15 protein-coding genes, 1 tRNA gene and 1 pseudogene are annotated in these 16,887 nt (G+C 71.0%); 10 read left to right on the top strand and 7 right to left on the bottom strand.

Annotated elements, in window-relative coordinates; genetic code table 11:
- Window positions 1-2: 2 nt before the first annotated feature.
- Window positions 3-545 (bottom strand): type 1 glutamine amidotransferase domain-containing protein, encoded by a 543-nt coding sequence (locus DLJ59_RS34945; RefSeq protein WP_124778379.1) that lies wholly within the window; start codon window positions 543-545, stop codon window positions 3-5.
- Window positions 546-784: 239 nt separating this feature from the next.
- Here DLJ59_RS34945 and rfaE2 point away from each other — a divergent pair, with 239 nt between their 5' ends.
- Together rfaE2 and DLJ59_RS34955 are read left to right on the top strand one after the other, a co-directional pair.
- On the top strand, window positions 785-2,617 hold the full coding sequence (gene rfaE2 / locus DLJ59_RS34950) for a D-glycero-beta-D-manno-heptose 1-phosphate adenylyltransferase (RefSeq protein WP_124778380.1): 1,833 nt from the start codon (window positions 785-787) through the stop codon (window positions 2,615-2,617).
- Window positions 2,614-3,492, top strand: a complete 879-nt coding sequence (locus DLJ59_RS34955; protein WP_124778381.1) for a glycosyltransferase family 2 protein — start codon at window positions 2,614-2,616, stop codon at window positions 3,490-3,492. Before rfaE2 ends, DLJ59_RS34955 begins: the two co-directional genes overlap by 4 nt.
- A gap of 1 nt (window position 3,493) precedes the next feature.
- Here the strand turns inward: DLJ59_RS34955 and DLJ59_RS34960 are convergent, their stop codons facing one another.
- The 3 genes from DLJ59_RS34960 to DLJ59_RS34970 are packed head-to-tail and all read right to left on the bottom strand — an operon-like array spanning window position 3,494 to window position 5,663.
- Window positions 3,494-4,600, bottom strand: coding sequence for a glycosyltransferase family 9 protein (locus DLJ59_RS34960; protein WP_124778382.1), 1,107 nt, complete (start codon window positions 4,598-4,600; stop codon window positions 3,494-3,496).
- Between the two features lie 8 nt (window positions 4,601-4,608).
- Entirely contained in the window at window positions 4,609-5,160 is a 552-nt protein-coding gene (locus DLJ59_RS34965; RefSeq protein ID WP_124778383.1) for an Hsp20/alpha crystallin family protein, read from the bottom strand.
- Complete coding sequence (locus DLJ59_RS34970; RefSeq protein WP_124778384.1) at window positions 5,160-5,663, bottom strand: DUF2231 domain-containing protein; 504 nt, start codon at window positions 5,661-5,663, stop codon at window positions 5,160-5,162. Before DLJ59_RS34970 ends, DLJ59_RS34965 begins: the two co-directional genes overlap by 1 nt.
- 154 nt (window positions 5,664-5,817) lie before the next feature.
- On the opposite strand from DLJ59_RS34970, the gene DLJ59_RS34975 reads away from it, so the two are divergent.
- Both DLJ59_RS34975 and DLJ59_RS34980 read left to right on the top strand, forming a co-directional pair.
- Entirely contained in the window at window positions 5,818-6,435 is a 618-nt protein-coding gene (locus DLJ59_RS34975; RefSeq protein WP_124778385.1) for a pyridoxamine 5'-phosphate oxidase family protein, read from the top strand.
- A 10-nt stretch (window positions 6,436-6,445) separates the two neighbouring features.
- On the top strand, window positions 6,446-7,090 hold the full coding sequence (locus DLJ59_RS34980; protein WP_124778386.1) for a class I SAM-dependent methyltransferase: 645 nt from the start codon (window positions 6,446-6,448) through the stop codon (window positions 7,088-7,090).
- A gap of 524 nt (window positions 7,091-7,614) precedes the next feature.
- Here DLJ59_RS34980 and DLJ59_RS34985 read toward each other — a convergent pair.
- Window positions 7,615-8,259, bottom strand: a complete 645-nt coding sequence (locus DLJ59_RS34985; protein ID WP_124778387.1) for a TetR/AcrR family transcriptional regulator — start codon at window positions 8,257-8,259, stop codon at window positions 7,615-7,617.
- Window positions 8,260-8,403: 144 nt separating this feature from the next.
- On the opposite strand from DLJ59_RS34985, the gene DLJ59_RS34990 reads away from it, so the two are divergent.
- The 3 genes and pseudogenes from DLJ59_RS34990 to DLJ59_RS35000 form a co-directional block, all read left to right on the top strand.
- The gene (locus tag DLJ59_RS34990) at window positions 8,404-9,183 is read left to right on the top strand and encodes an SDR family oxidoreductase (RefSeq protein ID WP_124778388.1); all 780 of its coding nucleotides are present in this window, start codon (window positions 8,404-8,406) and stop codon (window positions 9,181-9,183) included.
- Window positions 9,180-9,656: a nitroreductase/quinone reductase family protein gene (locus DLJ59_RS34995; protein ID WP_124778389.1), complete on the top strand. Its 477-nt coding sequence runs from the start codon at window positions 9,180-9,182 to the stop codon at window positions 9,654-9,656. Before DLJ59_RS34990 ends, DLJ59_RS34995 begins: the two co-directional genes overlap by 4 nt.
- Before the next feature lie 199 nt (window positions 9,657-9,855).
- Window positions 9,856-11,149 (top strand): annotated as a pseudogene (locus DLJ59_RS35000) (ISL3 family transposase); the annotation flags it as partial.
- Between the two features lie 65 nt (window positions 11,150-11,214).
- Here the strand turns inward: DLJ59_RS35000 and DLJ59_RS37815 are convergent.
- A complete protein-coding gene (locus tag DLJ59_RS37815; RefSeq protein WP_124778390.1) occupies window positions 11,215-11,583 on the bottom strand; it encodes a hypothetical protein in 369 nt (122 codons plus the stop codon).
- A gap of 170 nt (window positions 11,584-11,753) precedes the next feature.
- Window positions 11,754-11,827, bottom strand: a tRNA-Thr gene (locus DLJ59_RS35010).
- Window positions 11,828-11,972: 145 nt separating this feature from the next.
- Here DLJ59_RS35010 and DLJ59_RS35015 point away from each other — a divergent pair.
- From DLJ59_RS35015 to DLJ59_RS35025, 3 genes are all read left to right on the top strand, one after another.
- Window positions 11,973-13,889 (top strand): P-loop NTPase family protein, encoded by a 1,917-nt coding sequence (locus DLJ59_RS35015; protein WP_244236392.1) that lies wholly within the window; start codon window positions 11,973-11,975, stop codon window positions 13,887-13,889.
- A gap of 68 nt (window positions 13,890-13,957) precedes the next feature.
- On the top strand, window positions 13,958-15,250 hold the full coding sequence (locus DLJ59_RS35020) for an O-antigen ligase family protein (protein ID WP_425271482.1): 1,293 nt from the start codon (window positions 13,958-13,960) through the stop codon (window positions 15,248-15,250).
- Window positions 15,247-16,881 carry a lipopolysaccharide biosynthesis protein gene (locus tag DLJ59_RS35025; protein ID WP_124778391.1) on the top strand — a complete coding sequence of 545 codons (1,635 nt, stop codon included), beginning with the start codon at window positions 15,247-15,249 and terminating at the stop codon, window positions 16,879-16,881. The genes DLJ59_RS35020 and DLJ59_RS35025 overlap by 4 nt, the downstream gene beginning before the upstream one ends.
- Window positions 16,882-16,887: the final 6 nt, after the last annotated feature.

Below are 16,887 nucleotides of genomic sequence, written 5' to 3' on the forward strand. Positions count from 1 at the left end.
GGTTAGGGGTTGGTGAAGGAATTGGTGATTGCCGCGCAGAAGGCGGGGAGGTCGTCGGGTTTGCGGCTGCTTGTCAGGTTGCCGTCGGTGACGCACTCCTCGTCCACCCAGGTGGCTCCGGCGTTGGTCAGGTCGGTACGCAGCGTCGGCCAGGAGGTGATCCGTCGACCGCGCACCACGTCCGCCTCGATGAGCGTCCACGGGCCGTGACAGATCACCCCGACCGGCTTGCCCGCTTCGAAGAACGCCTTCACGAACCGCACCGCGCCCGGGTCGCCCCGCAGGAAGTCCGGGTTCGCCACCCCTCCGGGCAGCACCAGCGCGTCGTACCCGGCGGCGTCCGCCTTGTCGACGGTCACGTCCACGTCGTACGTCTTGGACTGGTCCAGATGGTTGAAGGACTGGATGGAACCGGGCTTGAGCGAGACCAACTCGACAGTCGCGCCGGCGTTCTCGACCGCCTCGCGTGGGTGGACGTACTCGACCTCCTCGACGCCGTCGGCGGCCAGGAAGGCGATCCGCTTGCCCTGCAATGTCGCTGCCATCTCGGTACATCTCCTTTCCGGGGTACCCCAATCCCCTTCCCCCGCGCGAACGCCCGAAACAGGCCGGACAGCTTCGGAGCGGCCCGGACAGCTTCGGACCGGCCCGGACAGCTTCGGACCGGCCCGGACAGCTTCGGAGCGGCCCGGACCGGTCAGGAGCCATCGAAGGCGGCATGACCAGCGGCGGGACCGGCCGCCACGCAGGTTTGTCCGCGAGGCCGCTGGGGACCCGGGGAGGCATGGCAGGAGCAGCAGCGGAACAGCGCCGGCTCGCCACCGTCGTGGAGAGCTGGCTCGAGCGCCCAGTCCTGATCGTCGGTGACGCCATGTTGGACGAATGGCGGTTCGCCGACTCCGACCGGCTCTGCCGGGAGGCGCCCGCCCCCGTCCTCACCCTGCGGCGGCGGATCTCCGCCGCCGGTGGGGCCGCGAACACCGCCGTCAACGTCGCCGCCCTCGGCGGCCGGGCGGTGCTGGTGGCACCGGTCGGCGCCGACGTCGCCGGGGACGAACTGCACGACTGCCTGGACCGGGCGGGCGTCTGGGACCGCACGGTCAACCAGCCGGGGCGGCCCACCCCGGTGAAGCGACGGATGTTGGCCGGCAACCAGATCCTGTTGCGCGAGGACTCCGGCGACCCGGAGGACGCCCTGGACCACGACGGGGTGTGCCGACTGCTCACCGCCCTGAGCTGTGCCACCGAGGAGTTGCGCGCCGCCGCCGGTGGGGAAGCGCCGACCCTGGTGGTCTGCGACTACGGCCTGGGCGCGCTGCCCGCGCCGGTCCGCGCGTGGCTGGTCGAGAACCGCGAGCGGTACGCCACTGTCGCGCTGGACGCCCACGACCTGGCCGACTGGCGGGGTCTCGCGCCCACCGTGGTCACCCCCAGCTTCGCCGAGGCGACCCGGCTGTTGGCCCGCGCGGGCGGTACGACCCGACCGACCGGTGGGACCGAACTGCACCTGGAGCACCCGGACGCCGACCCGGCGGACGGGCCCTCCGAAATGACTGTGGGCGCCGCCCCGGGCGCGGTACGCGCCGACGGGGGCACCGCCGAGCCGGCGCGGGCCAGCGGCGGACCGGTCGGTGAGCCCACCCCGAGCGAGGGCCGGGTGGCCCTCACCGGCGACGGGCTCAGCGTCACCGGCACCGGGGTCACCGTGAACACCCGGGCCGGCGAGGGCGTCGACCGAGCCGTCCTGGCCGAGTCGAGGCTGGCGGAACTGCGTGCGCACACCGGCGCCGACGTGGTCGCGGTAACCCTGGACACCGAGGGCGCGGTGGTCGGCGGCGCCGACGGGGAGCCACGGCGCAGCCACAGCACCCCGGTACCGGCGAGTCACGCGGTGGGTGCCGGCGACGCGTACCTGGCGGCGATGACGCTGGCCCTGGCCGCCGACGCGCCGCTGCCCACCGCCGCCCAACTCGCCCAACTGGCGGCCACCATCACCGTCTCGGACACCGGCACCTGCGTGTGCCGACGGGACGACCTGCTCGCCGCACTCGACCAGCCGACAAACACCACGAGCCACCCCGCTGTGGTCGGCGGCGACGAATTGGACGCGATCGTCGCCGAGTACCGCGAGGCGGGACGGTCGGTGGTCTTCACCAACGGCTGCTTCGACGTGCTGCATCGCGGGCACGTGCGCTACCTGGAGCAGGCCCGCGCGTTGGGTGACCTGCTCATCGTGGCGGTCAACTCCGACGGCAGCGTACGACGGCTGAAGGGCCCGGACCGGCCGGTCAACCCGGTCGAGGACCGGGGTGCCCTGCTCGCCGCGCTCGCCTGCGTGGATCACGTGGTGGTCTTCGAGGAGGACTCACCCGCCGCGCTGATCGAGGCGGTCCGACCGGACGTGTACGTCAAGGGCGGCGACTATCCGCCGGAGCTGGTGCCGGAAGCGCCGCTGGTGCGCCGGCTGGGCGGCCAGGTGCGCACCCTGGGGTACGTGCCGGACCGGTCCACCTCCGCGATCATCGAGCGGATCCGGTCGCACAGCCGGGACCTGTCACCACACCTCGACGACCGGGAGCCGGACCCGTCGCTGCGCACCCGCACCCAGGCGTCGTGAACCGCCCCCTCAACCTCGGCACCCCGGCGGAGTTCCGCGCCGACCGGCTGGTCGACGTGCTGATTCCGACCCGGAACCGGCCCGCCGAGCTGGCCGTCACCCTGGCGGGGCTGGCCGCCCAGGACGGGCTGCCCGGCTTCGGGGTGGTCGTCAGCGACCAGTCCGATGGAGATCCGGCGTACGCGCATCCCGCCGCCGCCACCATGGTCCGGGCGCTGCGCCACCGGGGCCACCCCGTGCTGCTGACCCGTCGGCTGCCCCGCCGGGGGTTGGCCGAACACCGGGCGTACCTGCTCGCCGCCTCGGACGCCCGGTACGTCCTCAGCCTCGACGACGACATCTGGTTGGAACCGGGGGCGCTGCACCGACTGGTCACCGCGATCGGTGAGCTGGGCTGCGGGTTCGTCGGCAACGGTGTGCACGGGCTCTCGTACACCGATGACCTGCGGCCGGAGACGCACGGCCACTACGAGGAGTGGACCGGGCCGCCCACACCGGAGCGGATCCGACCCGACACCCCGCAGTGGAACCGGGCCCGGATCCACTCGGCCGCGAATCTGCTGCACATCACCGAGCAGTTGGCGCTGCCGCCGGGCGCGTGGCGGGCGTACAAGGTCTCCTGGATCGGTGGGTGCGTGCTCTACGACCGGGCCAAGCTCGTCGACGCCGGTGGCTTCGACTTCTGGCGTCGGGTGCAGGAGAAACACCAGGGCGAGGACGTGGCCGCGCAACTGGCCGTGATGTCCCGCTACGGCGGCGCGGGCATCCTGCCCAGCGGCGCGTACCACCTGGAATCCCCCACCACCGTCACCGACCGGGACGTGGAGGCGTGGGAGGTCGTCCTCGCCGACGAGGACACCCCGCAGCCGGCTTGACCTACCCGGCGAGCAACTCCCGGGCGGCCTCCAGCACCTCGACCACCGGTACGTCGGTCACGAACGAGTCCCGGTGCGGGCACTCACCGTCGCCCGGCCGGTGCGGATAGATGCCCGGGGTGCAGTCGACGCCGCAGACCGGGCAGTGCACAGTCCACGAGCTGATCGGCCGGTGCCGGCCCCGCAACGGGCTGGCCCCGTTGATCAGGTTGCCGACCCAGAAGATCCCCACCGTGCGCGCGCCCACCGCGGCGGCCAGGTGCAGCGGGCCGGTGTCGTTCGAGACGACCAACGCGCAGTCGGCGTAGCAACCCACCAGCCCACCGAGGCTGAGCGTGCCCACCTGAGGGCGCACCGGCACCCGCGCCGCCGCGACGACCCGGTCCACCACCTCCTGCTCGGAGGGCGTGCCGGTGACCAGCACCTCGTACCCGTCCTCGTGCAGCGCACGAGCTACCTCGGCGAAGCGCTCGGCGGGCCAGCGGCGGCGGGTGTCGGTGGCGCCCGGATGCAACGCCACCCGGGGACGGCCCGCCGGGCCGAGCACCCGGGCGGCTTCGGCCCGGTCGGCGTCGGTCACCGCCAGCGTCGGAGTGATGCTCGTGGCCGGCGCTCCCACCAGCGCGACCACCTCCAGGTAGCGAATCACCTCGTGCTGGTAGTAGACGTAGCGGAGCCACCGGTCCAGCGGCGGCGCGTCCTCCGCACGCAGGCCGACGGTCAACCGGGCACCGAGCCGACTGATCAGGGGGTTGGAGTTGGCGCCGCCACCGTGGATCTGCACCGCCAGGTCGAATTCCGCGTCGCTGGCGGCGGCCACGAAGTCGTCCATCGACGACTCCGGTTCGCCCGGGTCCGGCGTACGAATGCCGGGCGCCGCCGGCACCACCAGCACCCGGTCCACCGGGCCGGGCCGGTCGCGCCACAGCTTCGCGTGCCACGGCGCGCCGAGCAACACGATCTCCGCCGAGGGGTACGCGCTGCGCAGCGCGTCCAGCGCCGGCAGGGTGAAGATGAAGTCGCCGAGCGCGTTGGCGCGCAACACGGCGATCCGCCGCACGTCGGGAATGCGCTCGCCGGTCGGGCCGAGCACGGAAGGGCTGACCACGCGGCCCGCTACGGCCGGTCGATCTCGGCGGCGATGTCCGGGCGGTGCAGCTCCCGGTCCGCGGCCGGATCGGCGGGCGTCGGCGTACCCGGCAGGAGGTCGCCGGAGCGCGGCCCGGTGCGACCCACTGCGATGGTGCGCGGCGCGGGCCGGGTCGCCCGAGGCAGCCGGACCCGGAGCAGACCGTGGTCCATCACCGCGTCGATGGCGTCCGGGTCGACCCGCGCCGGCAGGTTGACCCGGTATTCGAAGCCGCGCGTCTCGAAACCGCCGGGGATGCCCTGGTCGGCGTTGACCTCCGCCTCCGAGCGGGCCCGTACGCACAGCTCGCGGTCGTCCAACTCGACCGCCACCTCCTCCGGTGCCACCCCGGGCAGCCGGACGACGACCTCCCACCCGTCCGAAGTCTCGGTCAACTCGACGTCGGACGCTCCAGCGCGACCACCGACCAGGCGGCTCAGCTCGGCGCGCAGCGACTGCAACTCCCCCATCGGGTCCCAGCCCTGCTGCCGGCCGCCCCGCCAGCCCCGGCCGAAGCCACCGAACTGCTGCTCGCTCATCACACCTCTCCGATCCGCTGGGTCGCCGCCGGCGGCCGTAGGGAGCTGGGCGCGTCCAGGCCGGCGTCGCGGTCGACGCCCACACCGAGCCGGTCGACCAGCTCACCACCGAGCCAGGCGCTGATGCCGAGGATCGCCACCGCGACCACCTCGATGGCGACCAGTGCCCCGCCGGCGGCCCGAGAATCCGCATTGAGCCGGACCACCCACACGGCCGCGAAGAGCAGGATCACCGCGACGTTGGCACCGGCGTGCAGCAGACCCACCCGCTTGGCGCGGGTGCCGGTCGGGATCGCCAGCAGGTCGAACGAGCCGGCCGCCGCGGCGAGCAGGCCGCCGATCAGGCCGACGGTGATGTTCCAGTACGCGACCTCGCCGAGGAAGTCGGGACCGCCGACGGTGTCCACCACGTCGAACAGCACCGCCGTGACCAGCAGCGCGACCGGGAACATGACCAGCATCGGATGGACTGGGTGACCCAGTACCTTGAGTCGGCTCTCCATCTCCCGGCCTCCACTGGTCGGCTGTGCTGCGCGACGGTCTCGTACGGCGGGCCGTACCCCCGGCGACCCGGCGCAAACCTCGCGCTGGTCACGACGGCCTAGGCTGACGAATGGTGGTACCCGCCACCGGCTCAACGGTCGAGGGAGGATCAACGTGACGGTGGAGATCACCTCGCACGAGGAGTTACGCGAGCTGCTGGGCGAACCGCACCTGCGGGCCGCCACCAAGGACCGCCCCCGCCTGCACCAGCGGGACCGCGAGTGGCTCGCCGCCTCCCCGTTCTGTCTGATGGCCACGGCCGGCGCGGACGGCAGCTGCGACGTCTCGCCCAAGGGCGACCCGGCCGGGTTCACCCTGGTGCTGGACGACACCACCATCGCGCTGCCCGAGCGGCCCGGCAACAGGCGGGCCGACGGCTACCGCAACATCCTCGACAACCCCCACGTCGGGTTGCTCTTCCTCATCCCCGGCCGCACCGACACACTTCGGATCAACGGGCGGGCCCGGCTCGTACGCGACGCGCCCTTCTTCGACGACATGGTGGTCAAGGGGCACCGGCCGGTGCTCGCGGTGGTGGTGGAGATCGAGCAGATCTTCTACCACTGCGCCAAGGCGTTCCTGCGGTCCGCGCTGTGGCGGCCGGAAACCTGGCAGCCGGAGGTGCTGCCGTCCCGGGCCCGCCTGATCAAGGAGGTCGAGGCGCCGACGGAAAGCCTTGAGGACCTGGAACGGCACTACGGCCCGGAGTACGCCACGAAGATCTACGTCTGACGTTGTCGTGGTGACCGCAGACGACTGGCTGGCAGAGACCCGCACCTCCTACGACACCGTCGCGGACAGCTACGCGCATCTGGTGCGCGACTTCCTGGCCGAGGCGCCGCACGAACGGGCGATCCTGGCGCTCTTCGCCGAACTTGTCGACGCGGCTGGCGGCGGGCCGGTCGCCGACGTGGGCTGCGGGCCGGGACGCGTCACCGCCCACCTGCACACGCTCGGCGTCGACGCCTTCGGGATCGATCTCTCACCCGGGATGATCGAGGTGGCCCGCCGTGATCACCCCGAACTGAGGTTTGAGGTCGGCTCGATGACCGACCTCGACCTGGCTGACGGCTCGGTCGCCGGCCTGGTCGCCTGGTACTCCCTCATCCACATCCCCGACGACCAGATCGACACGGTGCTCGCGCACTTCCGGCGGGTGCTGCGCCGCGGTGGCCCACTGCTGCTCGGCTTCCACGTGGGCGACGAGACGTCCCTCAAGACGGAGGGTTACGGCGGCCACCCGATGCGGCTGCACGTCCACCGTCGCCAGCCGGCCCGGATGGCGGCCTGGCTGCGGGCGAGCGGCTTCCGGATCGAGTCAGAGACGACTCTCACCTCACCCGAGAGCAAGCTCGCCGGTATCACCATCGCCCGCCGCGAGCGTTGACCAGCCAGGCGATCTCGCGCGCCGGCATCAGTTGTCGACAGGAAGATCCTGCTCGATCCAGGAAAGTAGTGGGTTCACCGCCGCACCGGTGCCACCACATCCTGGCAGCGTCCTTCCGCGTCTGGGACCGTGCGGACGGATTGGTCCCCGCCAACAACCTTGCGTCCAGGTACCGGGCGCGGGAGGCGATAACCAGGGATCGAAGCATCCCGACGCTCGGTTTCGCGGCTCTTCACAGATGAGGGTGTAGCTGCGGGGGCTGGGCTTGCGGGTCTTGGGCCACCCCTCTTGCTGTCGTTGGGATTTTCCACCCCGAGAGGGCAGCCTTGCACGTTTGGGCCCGCTGCTGAGACCTCTTATCGGTCGTGCTGATGCCAAGCTGATCGAGGTGGGTCAACACATCGACACTCCCTCCTTCGGTGTCCGCCCCGGGATGCCCCGCGAACGCCCTTGGTGCCGACGGCCTCGATTGCGTAGGCATCAGCTGCTTTGTGGCGGCGGGACCCTGTCGCGGTCGGTGGGCCTCAGCCGTTGGTGGACGCCCCTGGTCCAGTCGTGGCGTACCGGGCGGCGATGGTACGGACGGCCTCGTCGACCACCTGAGCGACGCGTTCGGCACTCACCTCCCAGCCCGGCACCAGGAGTGCCGGCCAGAAGACGTAGTTGGAGATCATGCCCAGGAACTGGGTGGCTGCGAGGTCCACGTCCTCGACCCGCACCGTTCCCGCCTCGTGTTCAGCCAGGAGGTAGCTGCGAACGGACTCGAAGTAGGGCATCTTCCCGTGCGAGAACTGCGCATGGGCCAGCTCCGGGAACCGCGGCAGCTCGGCGATGACGATCCTGAACAGGTCGATCATCTGGGCACGGCCTAGCAGCTCGGCGTAACGGCGACCGATGATGCTGAGTCCGTCAACGACGTTGCCTGCTGGCGGAGGGTCCTCCTCGTCAGCGGTCGACCAGGACTCGGCCACGATGGCGTCGAACAGGGCAGCCTTGCTCGGAAACTGCTTGAACAAGGTCGCCCGCGAAACGCCCGAGCGCTCTGCGATCCGCGCCAGCGACGTCCGGTCGTAGCCCAACTCAAGAAACAGTGCGGTCGCGGCCGTCACGATCAGCGCGCGCTTCTCCTGGGCGACGCGCTGGTGATACGTCGTCACGACCCCGCTCATGGCCCGAGCATACGAGGTGAGTGGCTTGACTCGCCATTGCCGCCGACCTAGTGTCAGGAGAATGGTGAGTCGCTCGACTCACCATTGGCCGGCTGTTCATCACTGGCGATCCCGGTCATTCACCCCCTGCCGAAGGAACATCTGATGCCCCGCTTCGACAACCAGACCGTGCTCGTGACCGGTGGGACCGGTGGCCAGGGCTCGAACCACGTGCGCGCCTTTCACGTGGAGGGAGCGAACGTGGTGATCGGCGACATCGACACCGAACGCGGCGCCGCTCTCGCCGACGAGCTCGGGACCCGCGCTCACTTCACCCGCCTCGACGTCACCGACGAGAGCTCGTGGTCCGCCGCTGTGCTGGCCGCCGAGAGCGCCTTCGGCGCCCTGAACGTGCTCGTCAACAACGCGGGCGTGCAGAATCCGCCTGCAACGATCGACAACACGGAGCGGGCCACGTGGTCGCGCATCCTCGACATCAACCTCACAGGGACCTTCCTCGGCATCAAGGTCGCAGCCCCCGCTCTGCGCCGCGCAGCAGGGGGAGTCATCGTCAACATCGCCTCGACGATGGGCCTGGGCGGCACGGCGAACTACGCGCCGTACGTCGCCAGCAAGTGGGCCGTGCGAGGCCTCACCCGAACGGCAGCACTCGAGCTCGGCCGCGACCACATCCGGGTGAACACCATCCACCCCGGCGTGATATCGACCCCCTTCATCCACGAACCAGCAGCCGGCGCCACCGCGGCAATCGCCGACTTCTACTCACCCGAGCCGTTCGCGATCCCCCGGCTCGGGGAGCCGGCCGACGTCAGCCGGCTTCTCCTGTTCCTCACGTCATCAGACGCGTCGTTCATCACGGGGTCGGAGTACGTCATCGACGGTGGACTCCTCCTCGGGCCCGCCCTTCAGACCGAGACCGCATGAGCAGTCCAGACACGACCGGATGGAACGACTCCGCACGTGACGCGTCTTTGTCGCACCTGCCCGATCACATCCGGCGAGCCATCGAGATCACACCCGCCGCAGGCACCAGCGAACGGATCATCGACATCACGACGCTGGGGCGCCGCACCGGCCGGCCACGCCGCATCGAGATCTTCTTCTACCGAGCTGCGGGCACCACCTACCTGTGTAGCGGCGCCGGCGGTGCCGCGACCGACTGGCATGCGAACCTTCTCGCCAATCCCAACTTCACCTTCCACCTCAAGAACGGGATCCACGCAGATCTGCCTGCACGGGCCACGCCTGTCACCGACCCAGCTGAACGTCAGGCCGTGCTGGCGGAGATCGTCGCGGATCTCAATCAGCCCCACGACCCCGGCACCATCCGGCCGACTCGGCTCGAAGACTGGGCTGACAGTCGGCTGATGCGCATCAGCTTCCGCCATCGGCCGTGATCGCGGATCCCTCGACAGATGACCTACTCCCAGGGACCGGGGTGTAGTCGCGGCTAGAGCAGCTCTTCGCCAGATGAGGGTGTAGCTGGCGCGGCGGTCCAGGTGGATGTCGAGGTTTCCAGAGGGAAAGGCTCCTACACGCTCATCCTGAAAGAACCGCCACGCGCCCGACGCTACCGTCGGCGACCGCTCGCACGCGTTCGCCCACCCCGATCTAACGACCTTCTGCAGACTCGACGAGCACGGCCTCGTCGTCACCGGCCAACGCCTCGAGCCCGACCGCGCGGTCCTCGCGTGCCGGGTCCTCGAACCCGACCAATGGTGCCGCCGCTGCGGCTGCGAAGGGACCCCCCGGGACACGGTCACCAGGCAACTTACCCACGAGCCGCTCGGCCGGCGGCCCACGACGCTGCTGGTCACGATCCGCCGCTACCGATGCGGTGGCTGCGGGCATGTCTGGCGCCAAGACACCTCCCAGGTGGCCGAGCCCCGGTCAAAGTTGTCACGGCGCGGGCTGCGGTGGGCACTCGAAGGGATTGTGGTCGGACACCTCACCGTCGCCCGGGTCGCCGAAGGTCTCGGCGTCGCGTGGAACACCGCCAACGACGCAGTCCTCGCCGAGGGCAAGCGGGTCCTGATCGACGACCCGGCACGGTTCGGCGGCCTCCGGGTCGTCGGCGTCGATGAGCACGTCTGGCGCCACACCAGCCGTGGTGACAAGTACGTCACGGTCATCATCGACCTCACCCCGATCCGCGACAAGACAGGCCCAGCACGGCTCCTCGACATGGTCGAGGGCCGCTCCAAGCAAGTGTTCAAGACCTGGCTCGTCGCCCGCACCGACGCCTGGCGTGACGCGGTCGAGGTCGTCGCAATGGACGGGTTCAGCGGCTTCAAGACCGCCACCACCGAAGAGCTCCCTGACGCGGTCGCGGTGATGGATCCCTTCCACGTGGTCCGCTTGGCCGGCGACGCGCTCGACCGGTGCCGACGCAGGGGTCCAGCAAGCCATCCACGGTCACCGCGGCATGAAGGGCGACCCGCTCTACTCGGCGCGGCCGACCCTGTGCACCGGCGCCGACCTCCTCACCGACAAGCAGCGCAGCCGTCTGCGGGCGCTGTTCGCGGTCGATGACCATGTGCAGGTCGAGGCGACCTGGGGGATCTACCAGCGGATGATCGCGACCTACCGAGAGCCCGACCGAGCTCGTGGCCGCGTGTTGATGACCGCGCTGATCGACTCGGTCAGCGCCGGCGTCCCGGCCGGGCTGAGCGAGGTCATCACGCTGGGCCGGACGTTGAAGAAGCGTGCCGACGACGTGCTGGCCTACTTCGACCGGCCCGACACATCCAACGGCCCGACCGAGGCGATCAACGGACGGCTCGAACACCTCCGCGGCTCCGCGCTCGGATTCCGCAACATCACCAACTACATCGCCAGGTCCCTGCTCGAGACCGGCGGCTTCAGGCCACGACTACACCCCGGTCTGTGAAGAGCCGGTTTCGCGGCGTCAGTCCTCGCGTGCATTGGTGTGGATCAGAAACATCAAGAGCGGATTTAGTGTTCGTGACCGGCAGCGGGCCGGACGTGTTCCCACTGCGGGTCGTAGCAAATAAGGCCGTGGTCGGCGGCCATGTGCGCTGCTGCGGCTGACACCTCCTCGGCCCGGTTGAACGGAATCGTGAAGTAGACCATGGGGCCGGACGCCTCATCGATAAGCCCGTTAGACAGGGGGAAGAGTTGGGCATCGTGGCCGTAGAGGTCGGGCCATCGTGTCGCCACGGCATCGACGTAGGCGCAGATTCGAGGCGTGGGCGACTGTTCCTCGTTCTCGAAGTACTGCTCGTACAGGGCGTCGTAAGCCGCACCGGCCGCTTCGTCGTCAGCGGGCATGTCGCCTTCCCACACCGCCAGGTCGTAACTCATGCGGGGGAGTTTGCCAGTGCCGCCGGATCTCCTCCTCCGCCAGTCCGCAGACCGTCCCTGTCCGACAGAGGCTGGCCGCCAACCTGTCCCGGGACCGGCACCAGGCACGGCGGCGTGATCGACCTTGGGAAACGGCGAAGCCCAGGCCAATGACCTGGGCTTCCGTACCGAGCCGCCTGACGGAATCGAACCGTCGACCTACGCATTACGAGTGCGTCGCTCTAGCCGACTGAGCTAAGGCGGCAACGATCAGCAAGTGTACGGCACCCCGACGGCAACCGACCGAACGGGATACCCCCGCCGCACCGGCCACCACCAACCGGACATCGGCCGCTATCTGGACGTTTACCGGACAGCGGATGATCGGTCGCGGCGCTACGCTGCGGCGGGTGAGCGACGAACGCGACGAATCCCCCCGCCCGGAGCGTCCTGACCGCCCGCCGGCCGGTGAACGTGCCGCCCACCGGCCGCGCAGCACCGACCCGCTGGAGTTGGGCTTCACACCGCGCAAGCCCGTGCCGTGGCTGGCGCCGTTCCTGCTGATCAGCACCGGCATCCGGACGTTGCTGGCGGTGCTCTTCGGGGCGTACCTCGACAAGCGCGAGTTGCAGAACGCGTTCGGCGATGGCGTCTTCCGCCAGGTCGGGCCGGACGGCGGGCTGTGGCTCGACTACGTGGCCGACCTGGGTGACGGCTTCAACGCCACCTACTCGGTGGCGTACCTGCTGGCGCAGTCCGAGCTGACCGTCGACGGGCACCGCCTGCCCCGGGCGCACACCCTGGTGATGGGCGGGGACCAGGTGTACCCGTCGGCGGCCTACGCCGCGTACGAGGATCGGTGCAAGGGCCCCTACCAGGCCGCGCTGCCGGTGGCGCCGGCCGAGAAGCCCACGCTCTTCGCGGTGCCGGGCAACCACGACTGGTACGACGGTCTCACCGCTTTCCTGCGGTTGTTCGTCCGTTCCCGGGACCGCAACTTCGCGGGCTGGGGCACCGGGCAGTCCCGGTCGTACTTCGCTGTGGAGTTGCCGGCCGGCTGGTGGCTGCTCGGCGTGGACGACCAGTCCGGCTCGTACCTCGACGACCCGCAGCTTGCCTACTTCGACGAGGTGGCCCGGCGGCTCGGCCCGGAGTCCAAGGTGATCATCGCCGCGCCGGCGCCGACCTGGGTCAAGGCCGCCGACAACCCCACGGCGTACGACTCGATCGACTACTTCATCCGCACGATCGTCGACCCGACCGGGGCGCGGGTGCGGCTGCTGCTCTCCGGCGATCTGCATCACTACGCCCGCTATTCCGGGGCGGACCGGCAGCTGATCACGTGTGGTGGGGGCGGCGCGTACCTCTACCCCACGCACAAGCTGCCGGAGCGCATCGAGGTGCCACCGCGGGACACGCCGACCCGCAAGGCCAGCTCCGCCCAGCCGTACGACCTGGTGGCCCGTTACCCGGACGCCGCGCGGTCCCGTCGCTACGGCTGGGGCATCTTCCCCCGGTTGCCGTTCCGCAATCCCGGCTTCACCACGTTGCTCGGCACCCTGCACACCCTGCTGATGCTGGCCATGGCGGGTGCGACAGCGAACTGGGCCGACAGCACCGACCAGCGGCTGTTCACCGTCCCGCTGGTGGTGATGGTGCTGGTGACCGTGCTGGCGGCGGCAATGTTCGCCAAGCCGCCGAGCGCGAGCGGCAAGCGCCACGCGCGGCACTGGATCCTCGGCGTCGGCCACGGCGTGGCGCACGTGGCCCTGGCGGCGGCCGGCACCTGGGTCTGGTTGGCGCTGCCGTTCTACGACTGGCCGTGGCCGCTGCCGGCAGTCGCCGCGGCGGTGCTCTACGGCCCGGTGATCGGTCTGGTGGCAAGCCAACTGGTGGCGGCGTACCTGCTGGTGGCGGGCTCGTTCGGAGTGAACGTCAACGAACTCTTCGCCGGCCAGGGCATTGAGGACTCCAAGTCGTTCCTGCGGCTGCGCATCGACCCGGACGGCACGCTGACGCTGCCGCGAGTGTCGTCCGCCCGCCCGGAGAACAGCCGCGTCGTCGCCCCGGACGAGGTTGCCGTGGGCATGGGCAGTGTCCGGTTCGGCACCTGGCGACAGGGCGCCGATCACGGCCTGGTCCTGTTCAACGCCCCTCCGGCGGAGTCCGACGAGCGTGGCGTGGCCGTTGCCCGGCAGGGCAGCGCGGTGGTGGTCGTCGAGCGGGACCGCACCCGGCAGAGCGACCTGCGACGCCTGGTGGAGCGGCTGCGCGCCGCCGGGGTCACCCCGCTGGGCTTCGTGCTCACCCGAAACGGCCGGGCCTGAGTGTGTCGCTGACCCGCGCCCCGGCGACCGAACCACCGCCCGGAGGCGCTCCGGAGGAGGCCGCGCCCGTGCCGTCGGCCGCGCCACCGCAACTGCCGCTCTGGCCGCTGTCGATGATGTTCGGCCTGGTGCCACTCTGGTGGCTGCTCGGTGCGTTCTACCTCGGCTGGCCGCTGCTGGGCGCGCTGCTGCTGGCGTTGCTGCTCACCAGGGGGCGCGTGCCGCTGCCGCCAGCGGCCGGCATCTGGCTGTTCTTCCTCGCCATCGTGGTGGTCAGCGCCACCCAGCTGTCGTCGCCCGCCTCGCTGCTCACGTTCGCCCTGCGCCTGGCCTTCTACCTGACCGCGCTCGTGGTCGGCGTCTACGTCTACGCCGCCGCCCGGGAACGCGCCAACCTGGTGGCGGTGCTCACCCCGCTCTGCGCGTTCTGGTTCGGGCTGGTGGCGCTGGGCTGGCTCGGGGTGCTGGTGCCCCGGCTGGCCATGACGACCCCGATGGAGGTGCTGCTGCCCGGCGGGGTGGCCGGCACCCCGTTCATCCAGGACATGGTGCACCTCACCACCGCGGAATACAGCGCCCGTTCACTCAACCCGATCTACCGGCCGGCCGCGCCGTTCGCGTACACCAACAACTACGGCAGCGCGTACGCCATGACCCTGCCCTGCGTGGTGGCCTTCACGATGCTGCGTCGGCAGGGACTGCTGCGCTGGGCGCTGCTGGTGTCGCTGCCGCTGTCGCTGGCACCGGCGTTCCTTACGCTCAACCGGGCGATGTTCCTCAGCCTCGGCGCCGGGCTGGCGGTGCTCGGGGTGCGGGCCAGCCTGCGCGGCAACGTCCGGGTGGCGGCGTCGATCGTCGGGGTGGTGGTGATCGGCGGATTGGCCACCTTGTTCATCCCCATCACCGAGCTGATCGGCAGACGGGTCGACTCCAGCGACACCAACACCGACCGGCTCTCGCTCTACACCGAGGTGATCCGCCGGGTGCAGGAGTCACCGTGGTTGGGCTACGGCGCTCCGGTGAACGTCGACACCGTGTCGGCGGCGGCGCCGATCGGCACCCAGGGGCAGTTGTGGATGGTGCTGTTCAGCCACGGCGTACCCGCGCTCATCTGTTTCCTGGCGTGGTTCGTCGCCGCCGCGGTGATCTGCGCGCGGGCGTCCTCGGCGGCCGGGCAGTGGCTGGCGGTGGTGCCGGTGGTCTGCCTCGTGCAGATCCCGTTCTACGGCATGGCCAACCAGAACCTGGCCGTCGCGTTCTTCGCGGTCGCCTTCGCGATGGCGCTGACCGAACGTGAACGGCTGATCCGGTTGGCCGGGTTGTCGCCCACCGCCGCGCGCTCCGCGACGGTGCCCGCATGACCGCCGCCACCCGACCACCGACCGGCGCCGACGAGGGGCCGACGCCCGCCTCTGTCCAGGGCCCGGCCACACCGTCGTCCGCCGGTGACGGCGGCTCGGCCGAGACCCGCCGCAGCGCGCGTAGCGGCGTGGCCGGACTGCTGGGCGCGGCCACCAGCGGGTTGTTCGGGTTCGTGCTGGCCGTCGTGATCACCCGGGGGTACGGCCCGGCCGGCGCGGGTGCGTTCTTCGCTGCGATCGGGGTCGTCACCGTGGCCACCGCGATCTGCACGCTCGGCGCGGAGACCGGTCTGATGTGGGCGCTGCCCCGGCGCACCGCCGGCGTGCGCGGTGACGCGGCCCGAATTCTGCCGGTGGCGCTGATCCCGCCGCTGCTGACCGGGCTCCTGGTGGCCGGCGCGGGGGTGCTGGCCGCCGACGCGCTCGCGCCCCGGGTGCTGGGCGGCTCCGGTGCGAGCGGCGACGCGCTGCTCACCGTCACGTTCGCCGCGGTGCCGGTGGTGGTCGCGATGACCCTGCTGCTGGCCGCGTTGCGGTGTGTACGGCCCATCCGGGCGTACGTCGGGGTGCAGTTCCTGCTGCTGCCGGTCGCCCGCCCGGTGCTGGTCGGCGCGGCCGCGCTGGCGGGTGGTGGTCTGCTCGCCGGCATGACCGGCTGGTTGGTGCCGGCGGCGTTGGCGCTGCTGGTCTGCCTCACCCTCGTCGCCGGCCCGCTCGGGCTGGGCCGGGGGGCGACGCTGCGTCCGCGCCGCGCCGACTGGTCGACGTTCTGGCGCTTCGCGCTGCCCCGGGCCGCCTCGGCGGCCATCGACGCCGGCAGCATGTGGGTGGGAGTGCTGCTCACCTCGGTGCTGGCCGGGCCGGCGGACGCCGGCGTGTTCGGCGCCGTCGGCCGGTACGTGCTGGCCGGTCAGTTGGCCATGCAGGGGCTGCGGGTGGCGGTGTCACCGCAGTTGTCCCGACTGCTCGGGCGGGGCGAGCGGGCCGCGGCGGCGGCCGTGCACCGGCAGTTGACCATCTGGGGGCTGGTGCTGTCCTGGCCGGTGTACCTGCTGCTGGCGGTCTTCGCGCTGGCCTTCCTCCAACTGTTCGGGCCGGAGTTCACCGCCGGTGTGCCGGCGATGACGGTGCTCGCGCTGGCCATGTTGGTCAACACCGGAGTGGGCAACGTGCAGAGCCTGCTCCTGATGGGCGGGCGCAGCGGCCTGCACCTGGTCGCCGCCGTGGCCGGGTTGACGGTGACCGTCTCGCTGGGCCTCTGGCTGATCCCCCGCTACGGCGCGACGGGCGCGGCGGTGGCCTGGGCGGCCGGCATCGCCACCGAGAACCTCACCGCCGCCGGGTTCGCCCGGTCGGTGGTTCGGGAGCCACTGTTCGACGCCGCGATGGTGCGTGCCGCGGTGGCCACGATCGCCGGTGTGGGCCTGGCCGCCGGCGCCGGCGTGCTGGTGGGCGGTCGCGGTCTGCCCGGCCTCGCGGTGGCGCTGGCGGTGCTGCTGACCGGCTGCGTCGGCATGTTGACGTTGCCCCGGGTACGCGCCGGTATCCGGGGGACCATGAGGCAGATCCGTGGAGGGAATGACGCGGCCGCGGCCGCCGAACCCACCCCGGCATCGACGAGAGGCAGGTGAGGTCCG

It is taken from the genome of Micromonospora inaquosa (assembly GCF_003857055.1).
Classification (GTDB): domain Bacteria; phylum Actinomycetota; class Actinomycetes; order Mycobacteriales; family Micromonosporaceae; genus Micromonospora; species Micromonospora inaquosa.

Excerpts from the sequence above, each read along its gene's own strand:
- DLJ59_RS34945 (WP_124778379.1), bottom strand. The coding sequence starts at position 545 with ATGGCAGCGACATTGCAGGGCAAGCGGATCGCCTTCCTGGCCGCCGAC.
- DLJ59_RS34995 (WP_124778389.1), top strand. The coding sequence starts at position 9,180 with ATGAGCAGTCCAGACACGACCGGATGGAACGACTCCGCACGTGACGCG.
- DLJ59_RS34985 (WP_124778387.1), bottom strand. The coding sequence starts at position 8,259 with ATGAGCGGGGTCGTGACGACGTATCACCAGCGCGTCGCCCAGGAGAAG.
- DLJ59_RS34990 (WP_124778388.1), top strand. The coding sequence starts at position 8,404 with ATGCCCCGCTTCGACAACCAGACCGTGCTCGTGACCGGTGGGACCGGT.
- rfaE2 (WP_124778380.1), top strand. The coding sequence starts at position 785 with ATGGCAGGAGCAGCAGCGGAACAGCGCCGGCTCGCCACCGTCGTGGAG.
- DLJ59_RS35025 (WP_124778391.1), top strand. The coding sequence starts at position 15,247 with ATGACCGCCGCCACCCGACCACCGACCGGCGCCGACGAGGGGCCGACG.
- DLJ59_RS34970 (WP_124778384.1), bottom strand. The coding sequence starts at position 5,663 with ATGGAGAGCCGACTCAAGGTACTGGGTCACCCAGTCCATCCGATGCTG.
- DLJ59_RS37815 (WP_124778390.1), bottom strand. The coding sequence starts at position 11,583 with ATGAGTTACGACCTGGCGGTGTGGGAAGGCGACATGCCCGCTGACGAC.
- DLJ59_RS34965 (WP_124778383.1), bottom strand. The coding sequence starts at position 5,160 with ATGAGCGAGCAGCAGTTCGGTGGCTTCGGCCGGGGCTGGCGGGGCGGC.